Here is a 17,643-nt window from a genome sequence, read left to right on the forward strand (position 1 = left end):
AAATAGTAAAAATCCGACAACGAACATTGTCGGATTTTTCCATGTAATAACATTTCATAATTTATAAATAAATATTAATAAAATACACGCATTTAGCCCAAATCAACCAAAAAATTATAAACCAATATGTGCCCAAAATCACTTTTGTTTACCCGTTCTTTATTTTTAAAATTATTATTCATCTTTTTTTTAATATCTGCAAATGGCTTTGGTCAATCTACTGTATCAAGAATTTATACAGACTGGAGAGGCTATTGGACATCAAATTCTTCAACCGTTGCAGGTAATCGTCCAGATCTTGAAAACAATCTGATTGGTTTTAGCTGGAATGGTAAAACCTATTCAACAGGCGTTAATGATAATGCTCTTGATACACATTCTGTTATTTATAACAAACAAAAATTTAGAGCATTAAAAATCCAGACTTTAGGATCAACAACAAGCACTTACTTTTTGCAAGGTTCTATGATCGACGGATCAAATACTGTTACCAGATTAGAACCAGCTCTATTAGGAGCTTCTGCAACAGGTGCCGAACTAGCGGCCAGATTAACTGATGGGGTTAATGGATTATCATTAGGAACTGGTGTAGCCAATATAAAAGCAGGTACAGCAGAATTTAAAATTGGGACGAACAATCTTAATACAGCAGGAATTAATGATGGAACACCAGATTTGGTTGTAACTCAAGTTGCTGAATATGGAGGAACTGCGGATAAATTTAAATTTGTTGATGCATCAGGAAATACTGTGGGAAGAGAATTATCTATAACCTTTAGCAGTGCAACCCCTTCAATGGGAACATACAGTCTCGATTTATTTAATATGAACGGTACTTATGCTTTTACTCCGGCAGCAACAAGAGAACTCCGAATGATTGCAATTGAAACAAGTGAGTTTGATATTAATGCTTCTAATGCGGCATTAGTAGATCGTTTCGTAGTAACTTTTTCAGGCAGTTCAGATTGTGCTTTTATCGCTTTTAATACAAACTCGCTAAAAATTGCAGAATTACAGCTTTTAAAAACAGCTTCTATCTCTTCATGCGCAGTAGAAGGCAGTACTATTAATTATACTTTTGAAGTAAAAAATCCTGGAGAAGTTCCTATTACAGATATTCATATTACAGATCCTAAGCCTATTACTTATACCACTGGAAACACTATTGCATCTTTAGCACCGGGAGCAACTACAACATTGACAGGTACCTATACTGTTACTGCTGCCGATGTAACAGCAGGAAGAGTGATAAATTCAGCAAAAGTAACTGGAATAGATCCTTCGTTGAATGTTGTTGAAGATATTTCGGGTACAGCTTTTAACAATGATGTTGCAACCTCAATAGATTTACTAGCTCCACCAACAATTGGAACAACAGTAAATACCACTTGCACCAGTTTAGGAACAGTAGTTTTAAATAATCTTCCGTCGGTTGGAAATTGGCAAATACAACGAATTCCCGATGGACAAATAACAAATGGTTCAGGAACAAGCACAACGATTTCTGGTCTTGCAGCTGGGACAAGTTATACTTTTAGGGTTACAAACGCAGCTGGGTGTAAATCGCCGGCAAGTGCAGCGGTTAGTGTCACAAACCAATCATCAACAACATGGAATGGAACCGGATGGTCAAATGGCGATCCGAATACAACTAAAAGTGTAGTTTTTACTGGTCCTTATACTTTTACAGCAAATATGGATGCGTGCTCTTGCACCATAAACTCTCCTGTAAATTTAGTTGTTCCAACAGGAATTACATTAAATGTTATTAACGCGGTTACCGTTAATTCTGGAAGTTCACTAACCTTCAACAACAATTCAAGTTTAGTTCAGACAAATAAAAACGCAGTTAACTCAGGAAACATTACCTACATCAGAGAAACCAGCGTGCGCCGTTATGATTATACTTACTGGTCATCGCCATTAACACTGGATTCAAACTTCACGCTTTTCAATATGTCGCCATTAACCCTTGCTGACAAATACACAAGTTATGATTCTGATTTCAGCTGGGTAATTCATTTTGGCGGAGGATTAACCATGAAACCCGGAGAAGGATACAGTGTGAGAGGTCCTCAGAATTTTGATATTGTTACACCAAGTATACAGACCGCTTCTTTTATAGGAGTGCCTGCTAATGGAGATGTGCCTAAAACAACTGTTCCAAATAAATTCAATTTACTTGGAAACCCTTATCCTTCGGCTATAAACGGTATTAAGCTTATCGGCGACACCAATATTGGAACCATTTATTTATGGACTCATAATACGCCTCCTGCCGGAGATGGAAGCGGTAAATACAAATACGCTTCTTCCGATTATGCGGCGTTTAACTTATCAGGAGGTATTAAAACAGGAGGAGATGCTGTACTTCCTACCGGATACATTGCTGCCGGACAGGGATTCTTTGCCAAACCGGTAACAAACAGCATTACCTTTACCAATGATATGAGAGTGGGCAGTAATAACGGCAATTTCTACAAAACAGCCAAAACAGAAAATCTGGAAAGAAACCGTGTATGGCTGAATTTATCAAATGCCGAAGGTGCTTTTAAACAAATGCTGGTGGGTTATATAGAAGGAGCCACAAACGGACAGGATTTAAATTACGATGCGGCAAGTTTCAACGGAAACAGCTATATAGATTTCTACAGCATCAGTGAAACGGTTAAATTCTCTATCCAGGCGCGTGCGCTTCCATTCCAGGACAGTGACATAATCCCGTTAGGATATAAATCAACAATTGCCGGAGATTTCAAAATCTCGATTGACCATGTTGATGGATTCTTCGATAATCAGAATGTATATCTGGAAGACAAAAAAACAGGCATCATCTCTGATTTAAAAACAGCTGATTATACTTTTAAAACAGAAGCCGGAACTTTTACAGATCGTTTTACACTTCGCTACACCAATAAAACATTAGGAAACGATGATTTTGAGAATGTAAAAGACGGACTTTTAATTTCGGTAAAAGACAAAGTGATCAAAGTAACTTCTGCAAAAGAAAATATTAAAGAAGTTTCTGTTTTTGATATTACAGGAAAACTGATTTACAATAAAAAGAAAGTAGGCAGTACAGAACTTTCAATCGTAAACCTTCAGGCAGGTGATCAGGTGCTGCTTGTAAAAGTTTCTCTTGAAAACAATGCTGAAGTAAACAGAAAAGTGATTTTCAAATAAAGACACTTTTTAAACCAAATAAAAAATCCATTTGCCTTGATTGACAAATGGATTTTTTTATTTAAGCTTTTTCTATTAAAATACTAACTGCATTTCCTCCAAAACCAACAGCATTTACAAGCACTTTTATTATCGGTTTATTGATGTCTTTCTGTTTTAAAAAAGGCGTTTCTATAAAAATATTATGCTGTATCATTAACAATGCTAACTCCAGACTCAGCATTCCTGATGCGCCAAACGTATGGCCAATTTTCCATTTATTTGTCGTTAACAGAGGTACAGATGAACCAAAAACTTTTTCAATCGCTCTCAATTCTGTTAAGTCGCCTTTTATAGTTCCGGGCGCATGCATAACAATAACATCTACAGTTTCTAAATCCTCATCTTTTAAAGCCATTTTCATGGATTTTTGAAAACAGTCAGCTTCCGTAGAAATTGATATATTGTGTTCTAAAATTTCAGTTGCAAAACCAACACCCGTAATATAAGCAATAGCATTTTCCTTTTCTCCTGTTTCTAAGCAGCAAATTGCAGCTCCTTCACCCAGAATCATAGTGTTTTGTGTTTTCTCAAAATCTGAGGCTAAATTGGGCCAGAAATCCACATCTTGATTTAAGCGGGAATATATTTTTAAAGCCCGCATCTGTCCAATTGTAAAATCTGTTAAAGGCGCTTCACTTCCGCCAACTAAAAATTTATCGGACATTCCTGATTTTAGCCATGCTATTCCATTCAAAAGTGCATGAAGCGCGGTTGAACATGTAATTGAATGTGAAATTTCAGGACCAGAACTTTGCAGATCATGCGCAATCCACGATGAAATATTTCCTAAAGTTGTAGTTGGAGAAGCCAAAGTCTGAGCTTTTCCTGTTTCCAGATATTCTCTATGATGCTTTTCAAATAAATCGGTTGCACCTCTCGAAGAACCTATATTTATTCCGAAGATATCTTCTTTTTTCCAACCCGCATCTTTAACCGCTTTTCGGGAAGCAGCCAAAGCGAACAAAACAGAATTATCCAAAAATTTATATCGAATATCTGATTCTCGTATTTCATCAACAATCCGTTTTGAATAAGCATCTAAAGACGCAACATAAGTTTCCTGGCCATCTAAAAACTGCTTTGTAAAACAATGCTTTTTGTCCAGATATTTTTCCCATACTTCATCGCTGTTATTCCCTAACGGAGAAATAGAAGAAAAGGCAGTTATGGCAATTTTTGATGTATCCACAATATTTAATTTATTTTCAAAATTCTCCTCAAAAAGTTCGGACTTTCTAAACCATTTCTATAGCCTCTTCAATTGTATTATAAACTTTTTGAAGCTGTTCATTTGTCATTATATAAGGAGGCAGAATGTAAACAATATTTCCAACTGGTCTCAAAACGAGTCCTTTATCAATAAAAAAATTATACAGTTTTGTACGCATCGATCCGTAATAGCTTTCTTCTGAATTTGATTTTATTTCAACCGCAAAAATAACGCCCAAAGTTCTTGCTGTGATTACCTTTGGATGCTTTTCGATTTTCTTTTGAAATTCTAAATGTTTTTCATTTATTCTTTCAATATTATTTTGCATTACACTGGTCTGCAGTAAATCAATACTGGCTAAAACCGCAGCACAGCCTGTTGGATTTGCTGTAAATGTATGTCCGTGAAATAATGCTTTATTAATATCGTCATCGTAAAATGCATCGAAAATATCCTGAGTAAATGTTGTAATCGCCATTGGGATTGTGCCGCCGGTTAATGCTTTAGAAAGGCAGATCATATCTGGTTGTTCAGATACATAATCCATCGCGAAAGTTTTTCCCGTTTTTCCAAAACCGGTCATTACTTCATCTGCAATTGTCAAGACATTATTTTTTTTACAAATTTGAATCAGTTTTGCCAAAGCTTCTGGTTCATACATAACCATTCCGGCCGCTCCCAGCACTAAAGGTTCAAAAATAAATCCAGCGCAATTATTATTCTTAATAGCACTTTCCAAAGCTTCAAAACTTGTCTGCTCCTGCCCTTTTACTGGCACCGGAATTCGGACAACATCTATAAACATTCCCTGAAAAGCCTGTGTATAAAATGAAATTCCGCTTGCAGCCATTGCCGCAAAAGTATCTCCGTGAAAAGCATTTTCAAAAGCAATAATAGTAGTTCGCTTTTCATTTTTATTAAAAAAATACTGAAGCGCAACTTTTATCGCCACTTCAACAGCAGTCGAACCATTATCTGAAAAGAAGATTTTCTGCTGATTTTCAGGAAGAATCTCCATTAGCTTTTCAGCCACTTTTACTGCTGGTTCATGTGTAAAACCTCCAAACAAAACATGTTCTAAAGTTGTCAGTTGTTTATAAACAGCATCGGCTATAATTTTGTTACTATGCCCAAATGGATTTACCCACCACGAAGCAATTGCATCAATATATTCTTTTCCATTTTCATCCCACAACAATGCTCCTTCAGCTTTTGTAATAGCTATTGGAGTTTGAGATGTTTTATGCTGTGTATAAGGATGCCAAAGATATTGGCTGTCTTTTTCTGTTAAAGTCATCGATATAATATTACAGATTTAGTTTTCCAATGAAAGCAGAGTATTTCGAAACAAATCTGCATATTCTTTAATTACATTTTGATCGAAATACGGTTCTTCATCAATTCTTCCAATGTTTTTTACTTTGGTTTTATTCAAAATTAATTCTTCGGTTGATTTGTTTTCGCTTCCGCTGAAGATAATTCCAGCGACTTCAAATCCTCGGTTCTGAATTGCTTCAATAGTTAATAAAGTATGATTTATACTTCCCAAATAATGTCTGGAAACTACAACAACTTTATAATCCGGTTTTATTAAATCGATAATGGTTTCATTTTCGTTTAACGGAACAAAAATGCCTCCTGCGCCTTCAATTACTAAATGATTTTTTGTTTGGGGTTCTTTTATCTGATTTAATTCAATTTTTATTCTATCAATTTCTGCTGCAAAATGCGGACTTGCCGGAGTATGTAATTGATAACTGTTCTCAAAAATCTGAGTTTTTTGGTTCGAAATTCGAATCTGAACTTTATGGCTGTCCGAATTATCTAAATCTCCAGCCTGAATTGGTTTCCAATAATCAGCTTCTAAAGCTTCGACAATTATAGACGAAGCAATTGTTTTTCCAACATCGGTCGAAATTCCTGTAACGAATATTTTCATAGATTTATCTTAATTCAAAATGGGTTTAACAGTATATCCGGCTTTTCTAAGCAAATTGATAACGCCAAAATCTCCACCTAAATGAGCTGATCCTATCGCAAAAAAAATACTTTGCTTTTTCATTAATTCAGGCATTTTTTTAACCCAATTTAGATTTCTTTCATCTAAAATGATCTTTTTTGTTTTTTGACTTGTAAACTTTTCATCTGTTGTAACTTCATATAATGAATCTATATTTTCAGTTTTATAAGTCGAAACTAATTTACTCGTTTCATCAGAAGTTGATTCCTCAAGCATAGCAATCATTTCGTCATTTGTATAAGCGTTTTCAAGTATTCCAAATTGTTCTTTTACAGATTCAAGTCCGCCAATTTCGATATTTCTCTTTTTCGCCTGTTCTATAAATTCCATTTCATAAAATTTTAAATCTAAACAGCCAAAGGTTTTCATAGAAATCAAACTCATAACAGTCAACAGACTAAAACTATCAACCTGCTGTACTGTCATTCCGGTAGTTTTTTTCAAAATAGCATTCAGTTTTGTTAATTGTTCCGGGTTTAATTTTTTACTCAACGGTTCTTTTCCCATTGCCAGTTGCCGCATTTCAGACATTTCTTTTGGATCTGAAAAGTTAATTTCGAGCATTAATTTTTCTGAAGATTCAAAAGCTTTCTTAGTTTTATCTGTTAAAAAATAATCCGAAGAACAAATCATATGGATTGTACCGTATAAATAAGAAGGTTTCGAAAGTCCATTTCCTGAAACTTCCCACAAAAGAGAGTTTTCTAATTTTTGAGATCTAGATTGTGCCTGAACTTTTATACTGAAGAAAGTAATTGCAAATACTATAAACAGTTTTACTATTTTTTTCATTTTGAAGATTATATATTCTAATTCGAAAGAATTAATTAAACTCAAAGGAACATTTAGAACATTTATATTTGTGTTTAGATTTAAGAGGCATCATTGCAAAATACAATAAGAGAATAAAAGCAAAAAGTCTCTTTACATCTTTAATCGAAGTAACCATTTCTATTTCTTCCGCACCACATTTTGGACATTTAATCAGGTTATTATTTTCATCCAATGAAAATTTACTGATTTCTTCTGAAAGGACTTTACTTGCTTTTTCATAATCTTCGGCCTTAACAAAAAGCTTAACACCGCCTATTGCATTACTCAATAAAGGATTTGAATTAATGGTATTAATATCTCTGGCAAAAACCTGAATACCTTCTGATTCAAGTTTACCCTGAAAAATTAAAGCCTCAGAAGAATATTGATAACGTCTAATCAATTTAAAATCTTGATCCATAAATCTTAATAAATAAAATCTCGTAACAATTCTAAAATCTGCCTGATTTCATCTTCAGAATTATAACTGTGAATGCAAAAGCGCAAACGTTCCTGACCTTCAGGAACCGTAGGAGAAAGTATGGGTTTTACATCAAAACCTTTATCTTGTAATTGCTGTGCCAGTTTTTTTACATTTTCATTTCCCTGAACAATGGCAGATTGAATTGCTGATTTACTACGCACAAATATTGGTTTTAATCCTAATAAGTTTTTCTGCTGATTGAAAAAAATAATATTCTCCCGCAATTTTTGAATGGCATCTTTTTCTATTTCTAACTGCTGATATGCTGTTAAAATTGTGGCAACAGAATGAGGAGATAACCCAGTCGTATAAATAAAACTTCGGGCAAAGTTTATAAGATATTCTTTAAGCCCAGGACTTCCAAGAACAACTGCACCATGACAGCCTAAACCTTTTCCAAAAGTCATAATTCTGGCAAAAATTCTGCTATGCAGATTTAAATACTGCGTGAGTCCTTCGCCTTTTTCACCAAATACTCCCAGAGTGTGTGCTTCATCAACAACCAGATAACAATTGTATTTTTCAGAAAGCAGAACCAGCTCTTCTAAATTCGGACTGTCGCCATCCATAGAAAAGACAGTTTCTGTAACTATGTAAATATTTGTATCCGGAAATTTGAGAATTAAATGTTCTAAATCTTCAAAGTCGTTATGATTGAATTTATACGATTTTGCATTTGACATTGTAATTCCATCTCTAATGGAAGCATGACTTAACTCATCATACAAAATAACATCATTTCTTTGTGGTACAGCGCTAAAAAAACCCAAATTGGCATCGTAGCCCGAATTAAAAATTAAAGCCGATTCTGCATCGTGAAACTGCGAAATAAAATCTTCTGCAATTTGATACAATGAATGATTTCCCGAAATTAATCTGGAGCCCGTTGCACCGTTTTGAAAAATTTCATTTTCGAGCAAATAAGTGTGAGTTAACTTAAAGATCGATTCTGATTTTGAAAAACCAATATAATCATTAGAAGAAAAATCAATGAGATTATTAAACACAGGAAGTTTTCTAAGCGAATTATTCTGTACCCGCTTTACTAACTTTTGATTAAGGTTTTCTGGTAAGTTCATAAAACAAAGTTATGAAATTGAATTTTGATAAAAACAAACAGCGGGTTTAGAAGTTCCCGCTGTTATTTTATGTATTAAATATTACTTATAAAAGGTGACTGCCTTTTGTATTTAGATTCCGTCATTTCTTTAGTCATAAAAACAGCAATATCAAAAGCGCTGATTTTATCTCCCAAACAATCTTCAATACTAACTGCAATTTCAGAACTGTTATCTGAAAACTCAATAAAAGGCACTCGAACTTGTGTCCAGTTTACATCACTTTCTTCTAAAAGGCTGTAGGCTTTTTGACGATCTTCCTGAATTATTGGAAAATTAGCTTTCATCCAATCAGTCGCCATAGTTGTTTTCTGGCTTTTTTTATCAAATGGAGTGTCAATGTTCAGTCCGGCCAAAAGTACATAACGATCTATATTATATTCTTTCATGGCCTTCAACACATTTTTTGTAAATGCACTTGCAACCAAAGGTTCATCTTTTCTCTGCCCGATAGTGCTTATAACAGCCTGACAGTCATTTAGCAATAATTTTATGATTTCAAAATCGAGAGCATCGCCCTTAATAATTTCAATATTTGAATTTTGAATTTCGAAGTTGTCAGGATTTCTAAGTAAAACTTTTAAGCTGAATCCTTGTTCTAATAACTGGTTTACAAGATATTTTCCAATTCTTCCACCACCGCCTAAAACGGCTGCTTTTAATATATTTTTCATAATTATTCTCTATAAAATTTGACATAAATAATTCTCGCTTTAATACAAGTTGTAAAGCGAAAACATAAAAGCTTACTGAGCTTTTATAATAGAATCAATATTTTATAAAGAGATTTTAATACTTCAAAAGTAAGAAATATTTTTAAAAGCATGAATTGAAAAAGTTGTTACAAAAACTTACATCTAAAGTTTTTGATTTTCATTTTCTTTTTCAACCCATTTAAAATTACCTTTTTCTGTTGCATCAAGTAAATCAACTTCGAAGCCTTCAGCAATTTTAGATGCGAGATAAAAAGCCGGCTTGCTGTTTAAATGGACGGAAACAGATTCTTTTTTTGTTTCTGAAATCCAAATTTGAATTTCAAAATCTCTATCGGCATAATTTTTATAAACCGATACATACTGGACATTCTTAAATACGATTTTTTTACAAAGTGGTATTTGAAATAAAGTAAAAGCAAAACTCACTGTCTTGGCATTGGCATTTGTATAAACTCTTTTTGTAAAAGTTAATCCTGCCGCACAAACAAACATAAAAAATACCGCTGTAGTAAATTTTAAACCGCTCATGAATTTGTTTTCACAAAAGAGGTTAAACATTTTCAATGACATTGAAATGGTAAAAAAATAAAGAGGTAAAGCCAGCAGAAAATGCCAAAATGGTCTTTTTGTAGTATATACTAACACATCTGATTGCTGATCTTTCATTTGTCAAAAATAAAAAAAAGCCAAACATTACTGTTTGACTATTTTCAAGCTCATAAATTAAATAAAGCTTTATCTAATTTATTAATAAATTGTATAAGTAACGGTATTCGTGCCAACACTATTAATCGTGTAATTGGTAGTCGCCGGATTATAGCCACGGTTAACAATGTCGCGATGAATGGCAACAAGTGGCGATTCACAACAATCTCCAAGCCAAGGAGCCGTAAATGTTGGTCCGGCTGCGAGATTGTCTGCTTCAATTTCTTTTTGACAGTTTGAAGCTTTAATAACATTATCAGAACTTATAGTTAGAGACATTGTCCCAAAACCTAATGCGATAAGCAGCATTCCTAAAAAAACTTTTTTCATACTATTATTTTTTTAAATGTTAATACACTTACAAACGTAATATATATGCAGTAAAATATTACAATTTTTTAAATTGCTTTTTAATGTATTTTGTTAATTTTCTGACAGATATCGTTTTGGTTATCAATTTATTCAAAGTGCATTTTCAAAAATTTTCTTTCATTTTAAACCATAAAAAAAGCCAAACATTTCTGTTTGGCTTTATCATATTTGTCGAATTGTTTAGTCAACTAAAACAATTATTTTATTGTCTTTCATTTCGATTGTACCTGACGTAATCTCTAATGTATAAGTTTGGTCGTTAACTCTCGTAAATTTATCTGCTGTTTCTTTAGAAAAATTAAAACTTGGCGCTGTAATTTTTACAGTTCCTTTTTCTAGAATAGAAACAATAGGAGCGTGATTATTCAAAATCTGAAAGCTTCCATCAACTCCAGGCAAAGTAACAGATGTTACAGTTCCTGAGAATAATTTTGCTTCTGGTGATACTATATCTAAAATCATAACTGTTTTTTAAAATTCAAATTATAAAAAAATTCCAAATCCCAATTTTGGAATTTGGAATTTTATTTTTGATGTTGATCAAGCTTCGCTTGATTATGCTTCAGCTAACATTTTCTCTCCAGCTTCGATTGCATCTTGAATAGAACCTTTCAAGTTGAAAGCCGCTTCTGGAAGGTGATCTAACTCACCATCGATAATCATGTTAAATCCTTTGATAGTATCTTTAATATCTACTAATACACCTGGAATACCTGTAAATTGCTCTGCTACGTGGAATGGCTGAGACAAGAAACGTTGTACACGACGTGCTCTTGATACAGAAAGTTTATCTTCTTCAGATAACTCTTCCATACCTAAGATAGCGATGATATCCTGTAATTGTTTGTATTTTTGAAGAATTTCTTTTACTCTTTGTGCACAGTTGTAGTGCTCATCACCTAAGATGTGTGGAGTTAAAATTCTTGAAGTAGAATCTAACGGGTCAACCGCAGGATAGATACCTAACTCAGCAATTTTACGAGACAATACAGTTGTTGCATCTAAGTGCGCGAAAGTTGTTGCCGGTGCCGGGTCAGTTAAGTCATCCGCAGGAACGTAAACCGCCTGTACAGATGTAATAGATCCTTTGTTTGTAGAAGTAATACGCTCTTGCATAGCACCCATTTCTGTTGCTAGAGTTGGCTGGTAACCTACTGCAGAAGGCATACGTCCTAAAAGTGCTGATACTTCAGAACCTGCTTGTGTAAAACGGAAGATGTTATCAACGAAGAATAATACATCTTTTCCTTGGTCTGATCCAGCTCCATCACGGAAATACTCAGCGATAGATAATCCTGAAAGTGCCACACGTGCACGAGCTCCAGGTGGCTCATTCATTTGTCCGAAAACGAAAGTAGCTTTAGACTCTCTCATTCCTGGCATATCTACTTTAGATAAATCCCATCCTCCATTTTCCATAGAGTGCATGAAATCATCACCGTATTTAATAATTCCTGACTCTAACATCTCACGAAGCAAGTCATTTCCTTCACGTGTTCTTTCACCTACTCCAGCGAATACTGAAAGTCCACCGTGACCTTTTGCGATATTGTTGATCAACTCCTGAATCAATACTGTTTTACCAACACCAGCACCACCAAACAATCCAATTTTACCTCCTTTTGCATAAGGCTCAATCAAATCGATTACTTTGATACCTGTAAATAAAACTTCAGATGAAGTTGATAAATCTTCGAATTTAGGAGCTGGTCTGTGAATTGACAAACCGTTTTCTCCAGTTTTTGGCAAGTTTCCTAAACCATCAATTGCATCTCCAATTACATTGAATAATCTTCCATATACATCTGGACCGATTGGCATTTGGATTGGATTTCCAGTTCCAACTACCTCATATCCTCTGCTTAAACCATCTGTTGAGTCCATAGAAATGGTACGAACAGTGTTTTCACCAATATGAGATTGTACTTCTAGAACTAGCATTGTTCCATCTTTTTTAGTGATTTCTAGTGAATCATAAATTTTTGGAAGTTCAACATCTTTACCGTTGAAAACTACGTCAACTACTGGTCCAATGATTTGAGCAACTTTTCCTATTACTTTTGACATTACTTATGTATTTATTAAATAGCTATTTAGGTTTATCGAAAATACCTCTTTTTTCAGAGCGCAAAGATAATTTTTTAAAATATAAAATCAACTTTTTTTTCATAAAAAACAGCATGATTTTGTTTGATTCATAAAACTGGCCTTAAAAATAACAAAAACAGCATTTTTTTATTAAAAGAAAAAAACCGCTGCATTCTAAAAAATGAGCGGTTTTTTTTATTGATTTTATTTCAGATATCATGGAAGTGTCGCTGGATATTGAATTGGATAGACACCTAAATCAACATGACGAAGCGTCGAACCATACTTTGCATTAATCGCATCAATAAAAATATTAGCAATTAATCCATAACCTCTTGCACTTGGATGTACACCATCAAGAGAAAACGCTCCTCCTGTTGCAAAAGACGAACTCATTGTAAAGTTCCCAAATCTGATTCCTCCATTTGCCAGTTGTGTTAAAGTTGCTCTTGTATCAACAAATGCCAGACCTTTTTCTTTTGCAACCGCTTCAATTGTTGTATTGTAAGCATCTGTTGCATTTTTAATCTCTGTAATTTCTGTCGGGATTAATACATGTTTATCTTGTAAAGGATATGAGATTCCAAATGCATTTAGCGGAGCCGGCGGCGCAATTCCAATTCCGGAATTTGCAGCTGTTGGCGCGGCACCAATATCTGGTCTTGTTGTCAGCACAACTAAATCAGTAGCCTTAGCTTGTCTGGCCTGCCCAAAAACAGCACCATAAAAAGCTGCGTTTTGAGCGCCTAATGTTGGAGTAAATGCAGCAGTTAACTGAGCTGACAAATTAGGCAGACTTTCATCTTTTATCAATAAAGGACTTGCGCCTGTCTCAGAAAGCAAATTAATTCTATCTCCGGCATTAAAAGCCGTCAATGCCTGTTTTAAAGGTCCATATAACTGAGCATTTAGAGCTTTGATATTAGCCAAACCTACAGCTTCATTATTTTTACCTATGGATTTAGCCGTAAGCGGATTATAAGGCACAGTTGTAAAATGAGGCAAAGCGGTAATATATGGCAAATTTGCTACAACTCCTTTTGCTCCTTTAGCAGTTAAAGCAGTAACTAAATTTCCGTAAACATTTGCAAAAACTGCCGGATCTGTAATATCATTTGATCCATAGGTAGCCGGATTTGGATTTCCAGTTTGATCTTTCCCTGTTCCTCCAGAAGTCGCATAGGCCAAAACATCATTTCCTCCTATAAATAATGAGAAAAAGGTAGGGTCTTGCACTAAGGCATCAGCTAAAACTGTTGTTGACGGCGTACTTGCAAATCTTGCAAAATAAGGGTTTGCCGCTCCTGTCGCTACACCGGCAACATTACCATAGTTTGCCGCTAATAAGTGAAAGCTTTTTGCCCCCGGAACACCTAAATTATTAAACGAACCTGTAAGATGAACAGTAACTTCTGTAGTGGGCTTTCCTGCAACATTTACTGGAGTTTGAGTTGCTCCATCAAAAGATAAACGTGTACCGGCAACTACATTTCCTCCTAAAAGCAAACCTCCAATATTATCATTCATTAAAGGCTGCGCAAAAGCTCCTCCTCCGGCAGCCACAAATTGCTGCGCTAAAATATTGGGATACGAATTCTCTTGTCCTTTTTTAAACAAAGCATTATCACTGTAACCCGCAGCAAAAGAATCACCTAGTGCTATATATTTTGTAAAAACTGCAGAACCTGGAGTTACCGGAACTTCCTCTGGAACATTATTATCATCATTATTACAAGCCGCCATAAAGGTCAAAGAAACCAATAACAGCATTTTTATATTTTTTTTCATCGTAGTACTTTTTAAATTATTATCTCTTTCATTTTTACTTCACAATCATTTATGGATTGATTGTCCAAGAAGCAAACCACATTTGACCAATCATACCTGCTCCAATTACCTGAAGATAATCTTTTCCGAAAAGATTTGTTGCTCCAACTTTAACAACTGATTTCCATTTTGGGATTGAATAATTTACCTGAGCATCAAGTACTGTATTCTCCGGAATCATTCCATCTCCAAAAGAAGATTCCCATAAATATTCAGAGTTCCATCTAACATTTACATTAAAACCTAAGTTTTTAATCACTTTTGCATTCCCTAAAGAAGCTTTGATTCTGTGTTTAGGAGTATTAAAACCAGCTACGAAATCTGGATCTTCTGATTGATCGAAATCAAATTGAGAATAATTATAGTTTACGCCTAATTCAAAATCTTTATATACTTTTTTTGCCAATCCTACACCAACACCAAAAGAAGATATCTGAGCTGTTGTATTAGTATACACCTGATATACTCTTCTGTCTCCAAAAGCAAGTGCCTGATATGTTTGCTGTACCGCAGGATTACTTGAATCTGTACCTACTGTACCATAGTAAGGAGAAATAACTCTCGCAGTATTCATAAAGTCGTTATAGATATTATAGTAAGCATTCAAATCTACTGATAAGTCATTTTGAATTACTGTACGATATCCTGCTTCAAAAGCCTGAACTTGTTCTGGTTTTACCAATCCAATATCTGCTACTTGAAGATCTGCCGGATTTGAAGAAGCCGCAAAAGCCTGAACTGAAGCCACAGTATATGCATTATGATATGCATTTTGTCCAGACATTCCAATAGTTGCCGGCTGACCAGCGATTGCCTGTCCCGCTGCACTTACATTTACAGTTTCCTGAAAACGATCTAAGTTTTCCGGAGCAGAACCAATTAATGCAAATGGTCCTAAGTCTAAACCAATGTACTGATCTTGTGTAGTTGGGTTACGGAAACCTGTTTGATAAGATAATCTAAAGTTATGATTTTTGTTTGCTCCTGCAGAGTATACAAACGATACTCTTGGAGAAACATTTCCGTCAAAATTCTGGCTTTTATCATAACGTAAAGATCCCGTAAATTTTAATCTGTCGTCTAAGAATTTTTTCTGCATCTGTGCATAAGCTCCATATTCTTTATATTCGATTGGACCATCGTAATCAGTAAAAATTGTTCCTTCAGAATCCATTACATATTTTCTCCAAGAACCTCCAACCTGAAATTCTGCCCATTGAATAATATCTTTAAAATTATAATTCACATCTGAATGATATAATTTTGAATGATCAATAAATTTTGCACCTTGTGTTAAATCAGGATTTGCCACAACGGTTTTCAAAGCACTATTAAACTGCGCTGAACCCGGTTCAAATCTAGCAGAACCAGTTGGCTTTGGAATAAATGAAATCTGCGCCGGCAAAACATTATAGTCTGCAAAGTTTCTAGCGATAGAAGCAGATTCATTTGCATTTGTTCCCATAACCGCACCTGCATATTGATAAGCAGTTGCATAGTTGGTAAACCATTCCTGATCTGATTTAGCAGCTCTGTTTACGTTCCACGCTGCAAATCTCATATCATAAGAGTTTCCGGCATCTTCACTTGTAAAATATATTCTACCAAAGAAGTTTTTACCTTTAACTTCAAATTTACCTTGCTGCATTAAGAAATCTTTTAAAGCATATCTGTTTGCCCCTTGATAAATCGTACTTCCAGTACCTATTTTATATTGCAATATAAATTCTGTATCATCTGCCCAAGGTTTAATATGTGCACTGAAATCAGCTTTCATACTCTGAACTTTATTATCTGTCAAATCCTGTTCACGATAACCTGTTCTACTAACCTGCCCAACATTTGGAATAAAAGTAGTAACCTCGTCACCATAAATATTTAACCCGTCATAATTCTGATTCATCGCATGCCCAATTGAACCACCAGTCATACTTCTTGTGTCATTTGCAATCCATTCACTTGCTTCCATATAAGTAAAGTTAGCTTTCATTGCAAAATGTTTTGTAAATGCTTTTGCTGCTCTAATTCCAAAATCATTATAATCATTAGTTCCAGCAGCATCCTGACTTGTTTGCCCATATTTATAATATACACTTATACCTTCATTTGTAAACGGACTTTTACTGGTCATAAACATAATTCCGTTAAAGGCATTTGCACCATAAAGCGCAGAAGAAGCACCCGGCAAAAGCTCTACACTTGCCACATCAATATCTGAAACACCAATTAAGTTTCCTAACACGAAGTTTAAGGCAGGAGAAGAATTATCCATACCATCTACCAGCTGCATAAAACGAGTGTTGGCAACTGTAGCAAAACCACGAGTATTTACTGACTTAAAAGAAATACTGCTCGTATTGAAATTTACTTCTTTTAAATTTTCTAAACCATCATAAAAAGTGGCTGCTGTAGTATTTTTAATCTCCTGAATTCCCATTCTTTCAATTGTTACTGGAGACTCGATTACTCTTTCAGGCGTTCTCGAAGCCGAAACTACAATTTCGTCAAGCTTGGTTTCTTCATCTTTTAAAACCACATTTACTTTTTGATTAGCTGCGGTAACACTTACTGTTTTGGATTCAAAACCAACTGCCGAAACTTTTATCGACAAGGGAAATTTAGCATTGGTTGTTAATTTAAACGAGCCGTCAAAATCAGCGGAAGCTCCTCCGCTTTCTCCGACCACAACAATATTAGCACCAGGAATAGATTGTTTGTTACTGTCTGTAACAGAACCTGTAATTGTATTCTGCGCAAAAGTTATTCCGCTGAACAACAACATAATTAGCACGTAGACTCTCATTAGGGTTAAGTTTTTGGATTAGTTACTAGTTAGTTTATATAGCCAAAATACAAATAATTTTAATATTATTAAAAAAAGGTTAAAAAAAACAAACTTTCACCACATTTTTTAAAACAATCTTAACTATTTCGTAATTAAATTTCTTGTATTAAAATCAAAATATTGATACTATATAATCAGTAATACTATGCATACATACAATTTTTATCAATTTTATAAATATTTAATAAAAATTCACCCTCAAGAAAAAAAATTCGACAAT

At 34.5% G+C, this 17,643-nt stretch carries 14 protein-coding genes; 1 reads left to right on the forward strand and 13 read right to left on the reverse strand.

Annotated elements, in window-relative coordinates:
* Nucleotides 1-126 precede the first annotated feature (126 nt).
* A complete protein-coding gene (locus ABD859_RS04490) occupies nucleotides 127-3,183 on the forward strand; it encodes a DUF7507 domain-containing protein (RefSeq protein WP_345140829.1) in 3,057 nt (1,018 codons plus the stop codon).
* A 61-nt stretch (nucleotides 3,184-3,244) separates the two neighbouring features.
* Here ABD859_RS04490 and ABD859_RS04495 read toward each other — a convergent pair whose 3' ends face one another.
* From ABD859_RS04495 to ABD859_RS04555, 13 genes are all read right to left on the reverse strand, one after another.
* Complete coding sequence (locus ABD859_RS04495) at nucleotides 3,245-4,414, reverse strand: beta-ketoacyl synthase N-terminal-like domain-containing protein (RefSeq protein WP_345140832.1); 1,170 nt, start codon at nucleotides 4,412-4,414, stop codon at nucleotides 3,245-3,247.
* A 46-nt stretch (nucleotides 4,415-4,460) separates the two neighbouring features.
* The gene (gene bioA / locus ABD859_RS04500) at nucleotides 4,461-5,732 is read right to left on the reverse strand and encodes an adenosylmethionine--8-amino-7-oxononanoate transaminase (protein ID WP_345140835.1); all 1,272 of its coding nucleotides are present in this window, start codon (nucleotides 5,730-5,732) and stop codon (nucleotides 4,461-4,463) included.
* Between the two features lie 18 nt (nucleotides 5,733-5,750).
* Nucleotides 5,751-6,374, reverse strand: a complete 624-nt coding sequence (gene bioD / locus ABD859_RS04505; RefSeq protein WP_345140838.1) for a dethiobiotin synthase — start codon at nucleotides 6,372-6,374, stop codon at nucleotides 5,751-5,753.
* Nucleotides 6,375-6,383: 9 nt separating this feature from the next.
* Nucleotides 6,384-7,247 (reverse strand): TraB/GumN family protein, encoded by an 864-nt coding sequence (locus tag ABD859_RS04510; RefSeq protein ID WP_345140841.1) that lies wholly within the window; start codon nucleotides 7,245-7,247, stop codon nucleotides 6,384-6,386.
* Nucleotides 7,248-7,278: 31 nt separating this feature from the next.
* Entirely contained in the window at nucleotides 7,279-7,689 is a 411-nt protein-coding gene (locus ABD859_RS04515) for a putative signal transducing protein (RefSeq protein WP_345140844.1), read from the reverse strand.
* Between the two features lie 5 nt (nucleotides 7,690-7,694).
* Nucleotides 7,695-8,831: an aminotransferase class I/II-fold pyridoxal phosphate-dependent enzyme gene (locus ABD859_RS04520; protein WP_345140846.1), complete on the reverse strand. Its 1,137-nt coding sequence runs from the start codon at nucleotides 8,829-8,831 to the stop codon at nucleotides 7,695-7,697.
* Between the two features lie 74 nt (nucleotides 8,832-8,905).
* Complete coding sequence (locus ABD859_RS04525) at nucleotides 8,906-9,544, reverse strand: NAD(P)-dependent oxidoreductase (RefSeq protein ID WP_345140848.1); 639 nt, start codon at nucleotides 9,542-9,544, stop codon at nucleotides 8,906-8,908.
* A 183-nt stretch (nucleotides 9,545-9,727) separates the two neighbouring features.
* Nucleotides 9,728-10,252 (reverse strand): hypothetical protein, encoded by a 525-nt coding sequence (locus ABD859_RS04530; RefSeq protein ID WP_345140851.1) that lies wholly within the window; start codon nucleotides 10,250-10,252, stop codon nucleotides 9,728-9,730.
* An 81-nt stretch (nucleotides 10,253-10,333) separates the two neighbouring features.
* Nucleotides 10,334-10,621 (reverse strand): hypothetical protein, encoded by a 288-nt coding sequence (locus tag ABD859_RS04535; protein ID WP_345140854.1) that lies wholly within the window; start codon nucleotides 10,619-10,621, stop codon nucleotides 10,334-10,336.
* Nucleotides 10,622-10,843: 222 nt separating this feature from the next.
* Nucleotides 10,844-11,125: a F0F1 ATP synthase subunit delta/epsilon gene (locus ABD859_RS04540; protein ID WP_345140857.1), complete on the reverse strand. Its 282-nt coding sequence runs from the start codon at nucleotides 11,123-11,125 to the stop codon at nucleotides 10,844-10,846.
* Nucleotides 11,126-11,218: 93 nt separating this feature from the next.
* The gene (gene atpD, locus ABD859_RS04545) at nucleotides 11,219-12,730 is read right to left on the reverse strand and encodes a F0F1 ATP synthase subunit beta (RefSeq protein WP_345140860.1); all 1,512 of its coding nucleotides are present in this window, start codon (nucleotides 12,728-12,730) and stop codon (nucleotides 11,219-11,221) included.
* A gap of 237 nt (nucleotides 12,731-12,967) precedes the next feature.
* Nucleotides 12,968-14,539, reverse strand: a complete 1,572-nt coding sequence (locus tag ABD859_RS04550; RefSeq protein WP_345140863.1) for a G-D-S-L family lipolytic protein — start codon at nucleotides 14,537-14,539, stop codon at nucleotides 12,968-12,970.
* Between the two features lie 49 nt (nucleotides 14,540-14,588).
* Nucleotides 14,589-17,381, reverse strand: a complete 2,793-nt coding sequence (locus tag ABD859_RS04555; RefSeq protein WP_345140866.1) for a TonB-dependent receptor — start codon at nucleotides 17,379-17,381, stop codon at nucleotides 14,589-14,591.
* Between the last annotated feature and the right edge of the window lie 262 nt (nucleotides 17,382-17,643).

Source organism: Flavobacterium ginsengiterrae (assembly GCF_039539785.1).
GTDB lineage: Bacteria > Bacteroidota > Bacteroidia > Flavobacteriales > Flavobacteriaceae > Flavobacterium > Flavobacterium ginsengiterrae.

Excerpts from the sequence above, each read along its gene's own strand:
- ABD859_RS04520 (WP_345140846.1), bottom strand. The coding sequence starts at position 8,831 with ATGAACTTACCAGAAAACCTTAATCAAAAGTTAGTAAAGCGGGTACAG.
- atpD (WP_345140860.1), bottom strand. The coding sequence starts at position 12,730 with ATGTCAAAAGTAATAGGAAAAGTTGCTCAAATCATTGGACCAGTAGTT.
- ABD859_RS04555 (WP_345140866.1), bottom strand. The coding sequence starts at position 17,381 with ATGAGAGTCTACGTGCTAATTATGTTGTTGTTCAGCGGAATAACTTTT.
- bioD (WP_345140838.1), bottom strand. The coding sequence starts at position 6,374 with ATGAAAATATTCGTTACAGGAATTTCGACCGATGTTGGAAAAACAATT.
- ABD859_RS04510 (WP_345140841.1), bottom strand. The coding sequence starts at position 7,247 with ATGAAAAAAATAGTAAAACTGTTTATAGTATTTGCAATTACTTTCTTC.
- ABD859_RS04550 (WP_345140863.1), bottom strand. The coding sequence starts at position 14,539 with ATGAAAAAAAATATAAAAATGCTGTTATTGGTTTCTTTGACCTTTATG.
- ABD859_RS04525 (WP_345140848.1), bottom strand. The coding sequence starts at position 9,544 with ATGAAAAATATATTAAAAGCAGCCGTTTTAGGCGGTGGTGGAAGAATT.
- bioA (WP_345140835.1), bottom strand. The coding sequence starts at position 5,732 with ATGACTTTAACAGAAAAAGACAGCCAATATCTTTGGCATCCTTATACA.
- ABD859_RS04540 (WP_345140857.1), bottom strand. The coding sequence starts at position 11,125 with ATGATTTTAGATATAGTATCACCAGAAGCAAAATTATTCTCAGGAACT.
- ABD859_RS04535 (WP_345140854.1), bottom strand. The coding sequence starts at position 10,621 with ATGAAAAAAGTTTTTTTAGGAATGCTGCTTATCGCATTAGGTTTTGGG.
- ABD859_RS04515 (WP_345140844.1), bottom strand. The coding sequence starts at position 7,689 with ATGGATCAAGATTTTAAATTGATTAGACGTTATCAATATTCTTCTGAG.
- ABD859_RS04490 (WP_345140829.1), top strand. The coding sequence starts at position 127 with ATGTGCCCAAAATCACTTTTGTTTACCCGTTCTTTATTTTTAAAATTA.
- ABD859_RS04530 (WP_345140851.1), bottom strand. The coding sequence starts at position 10,252 with ATGAAAGATCAGCAATCAGATGTGTTAGTATATACTACAAAAAGACCA.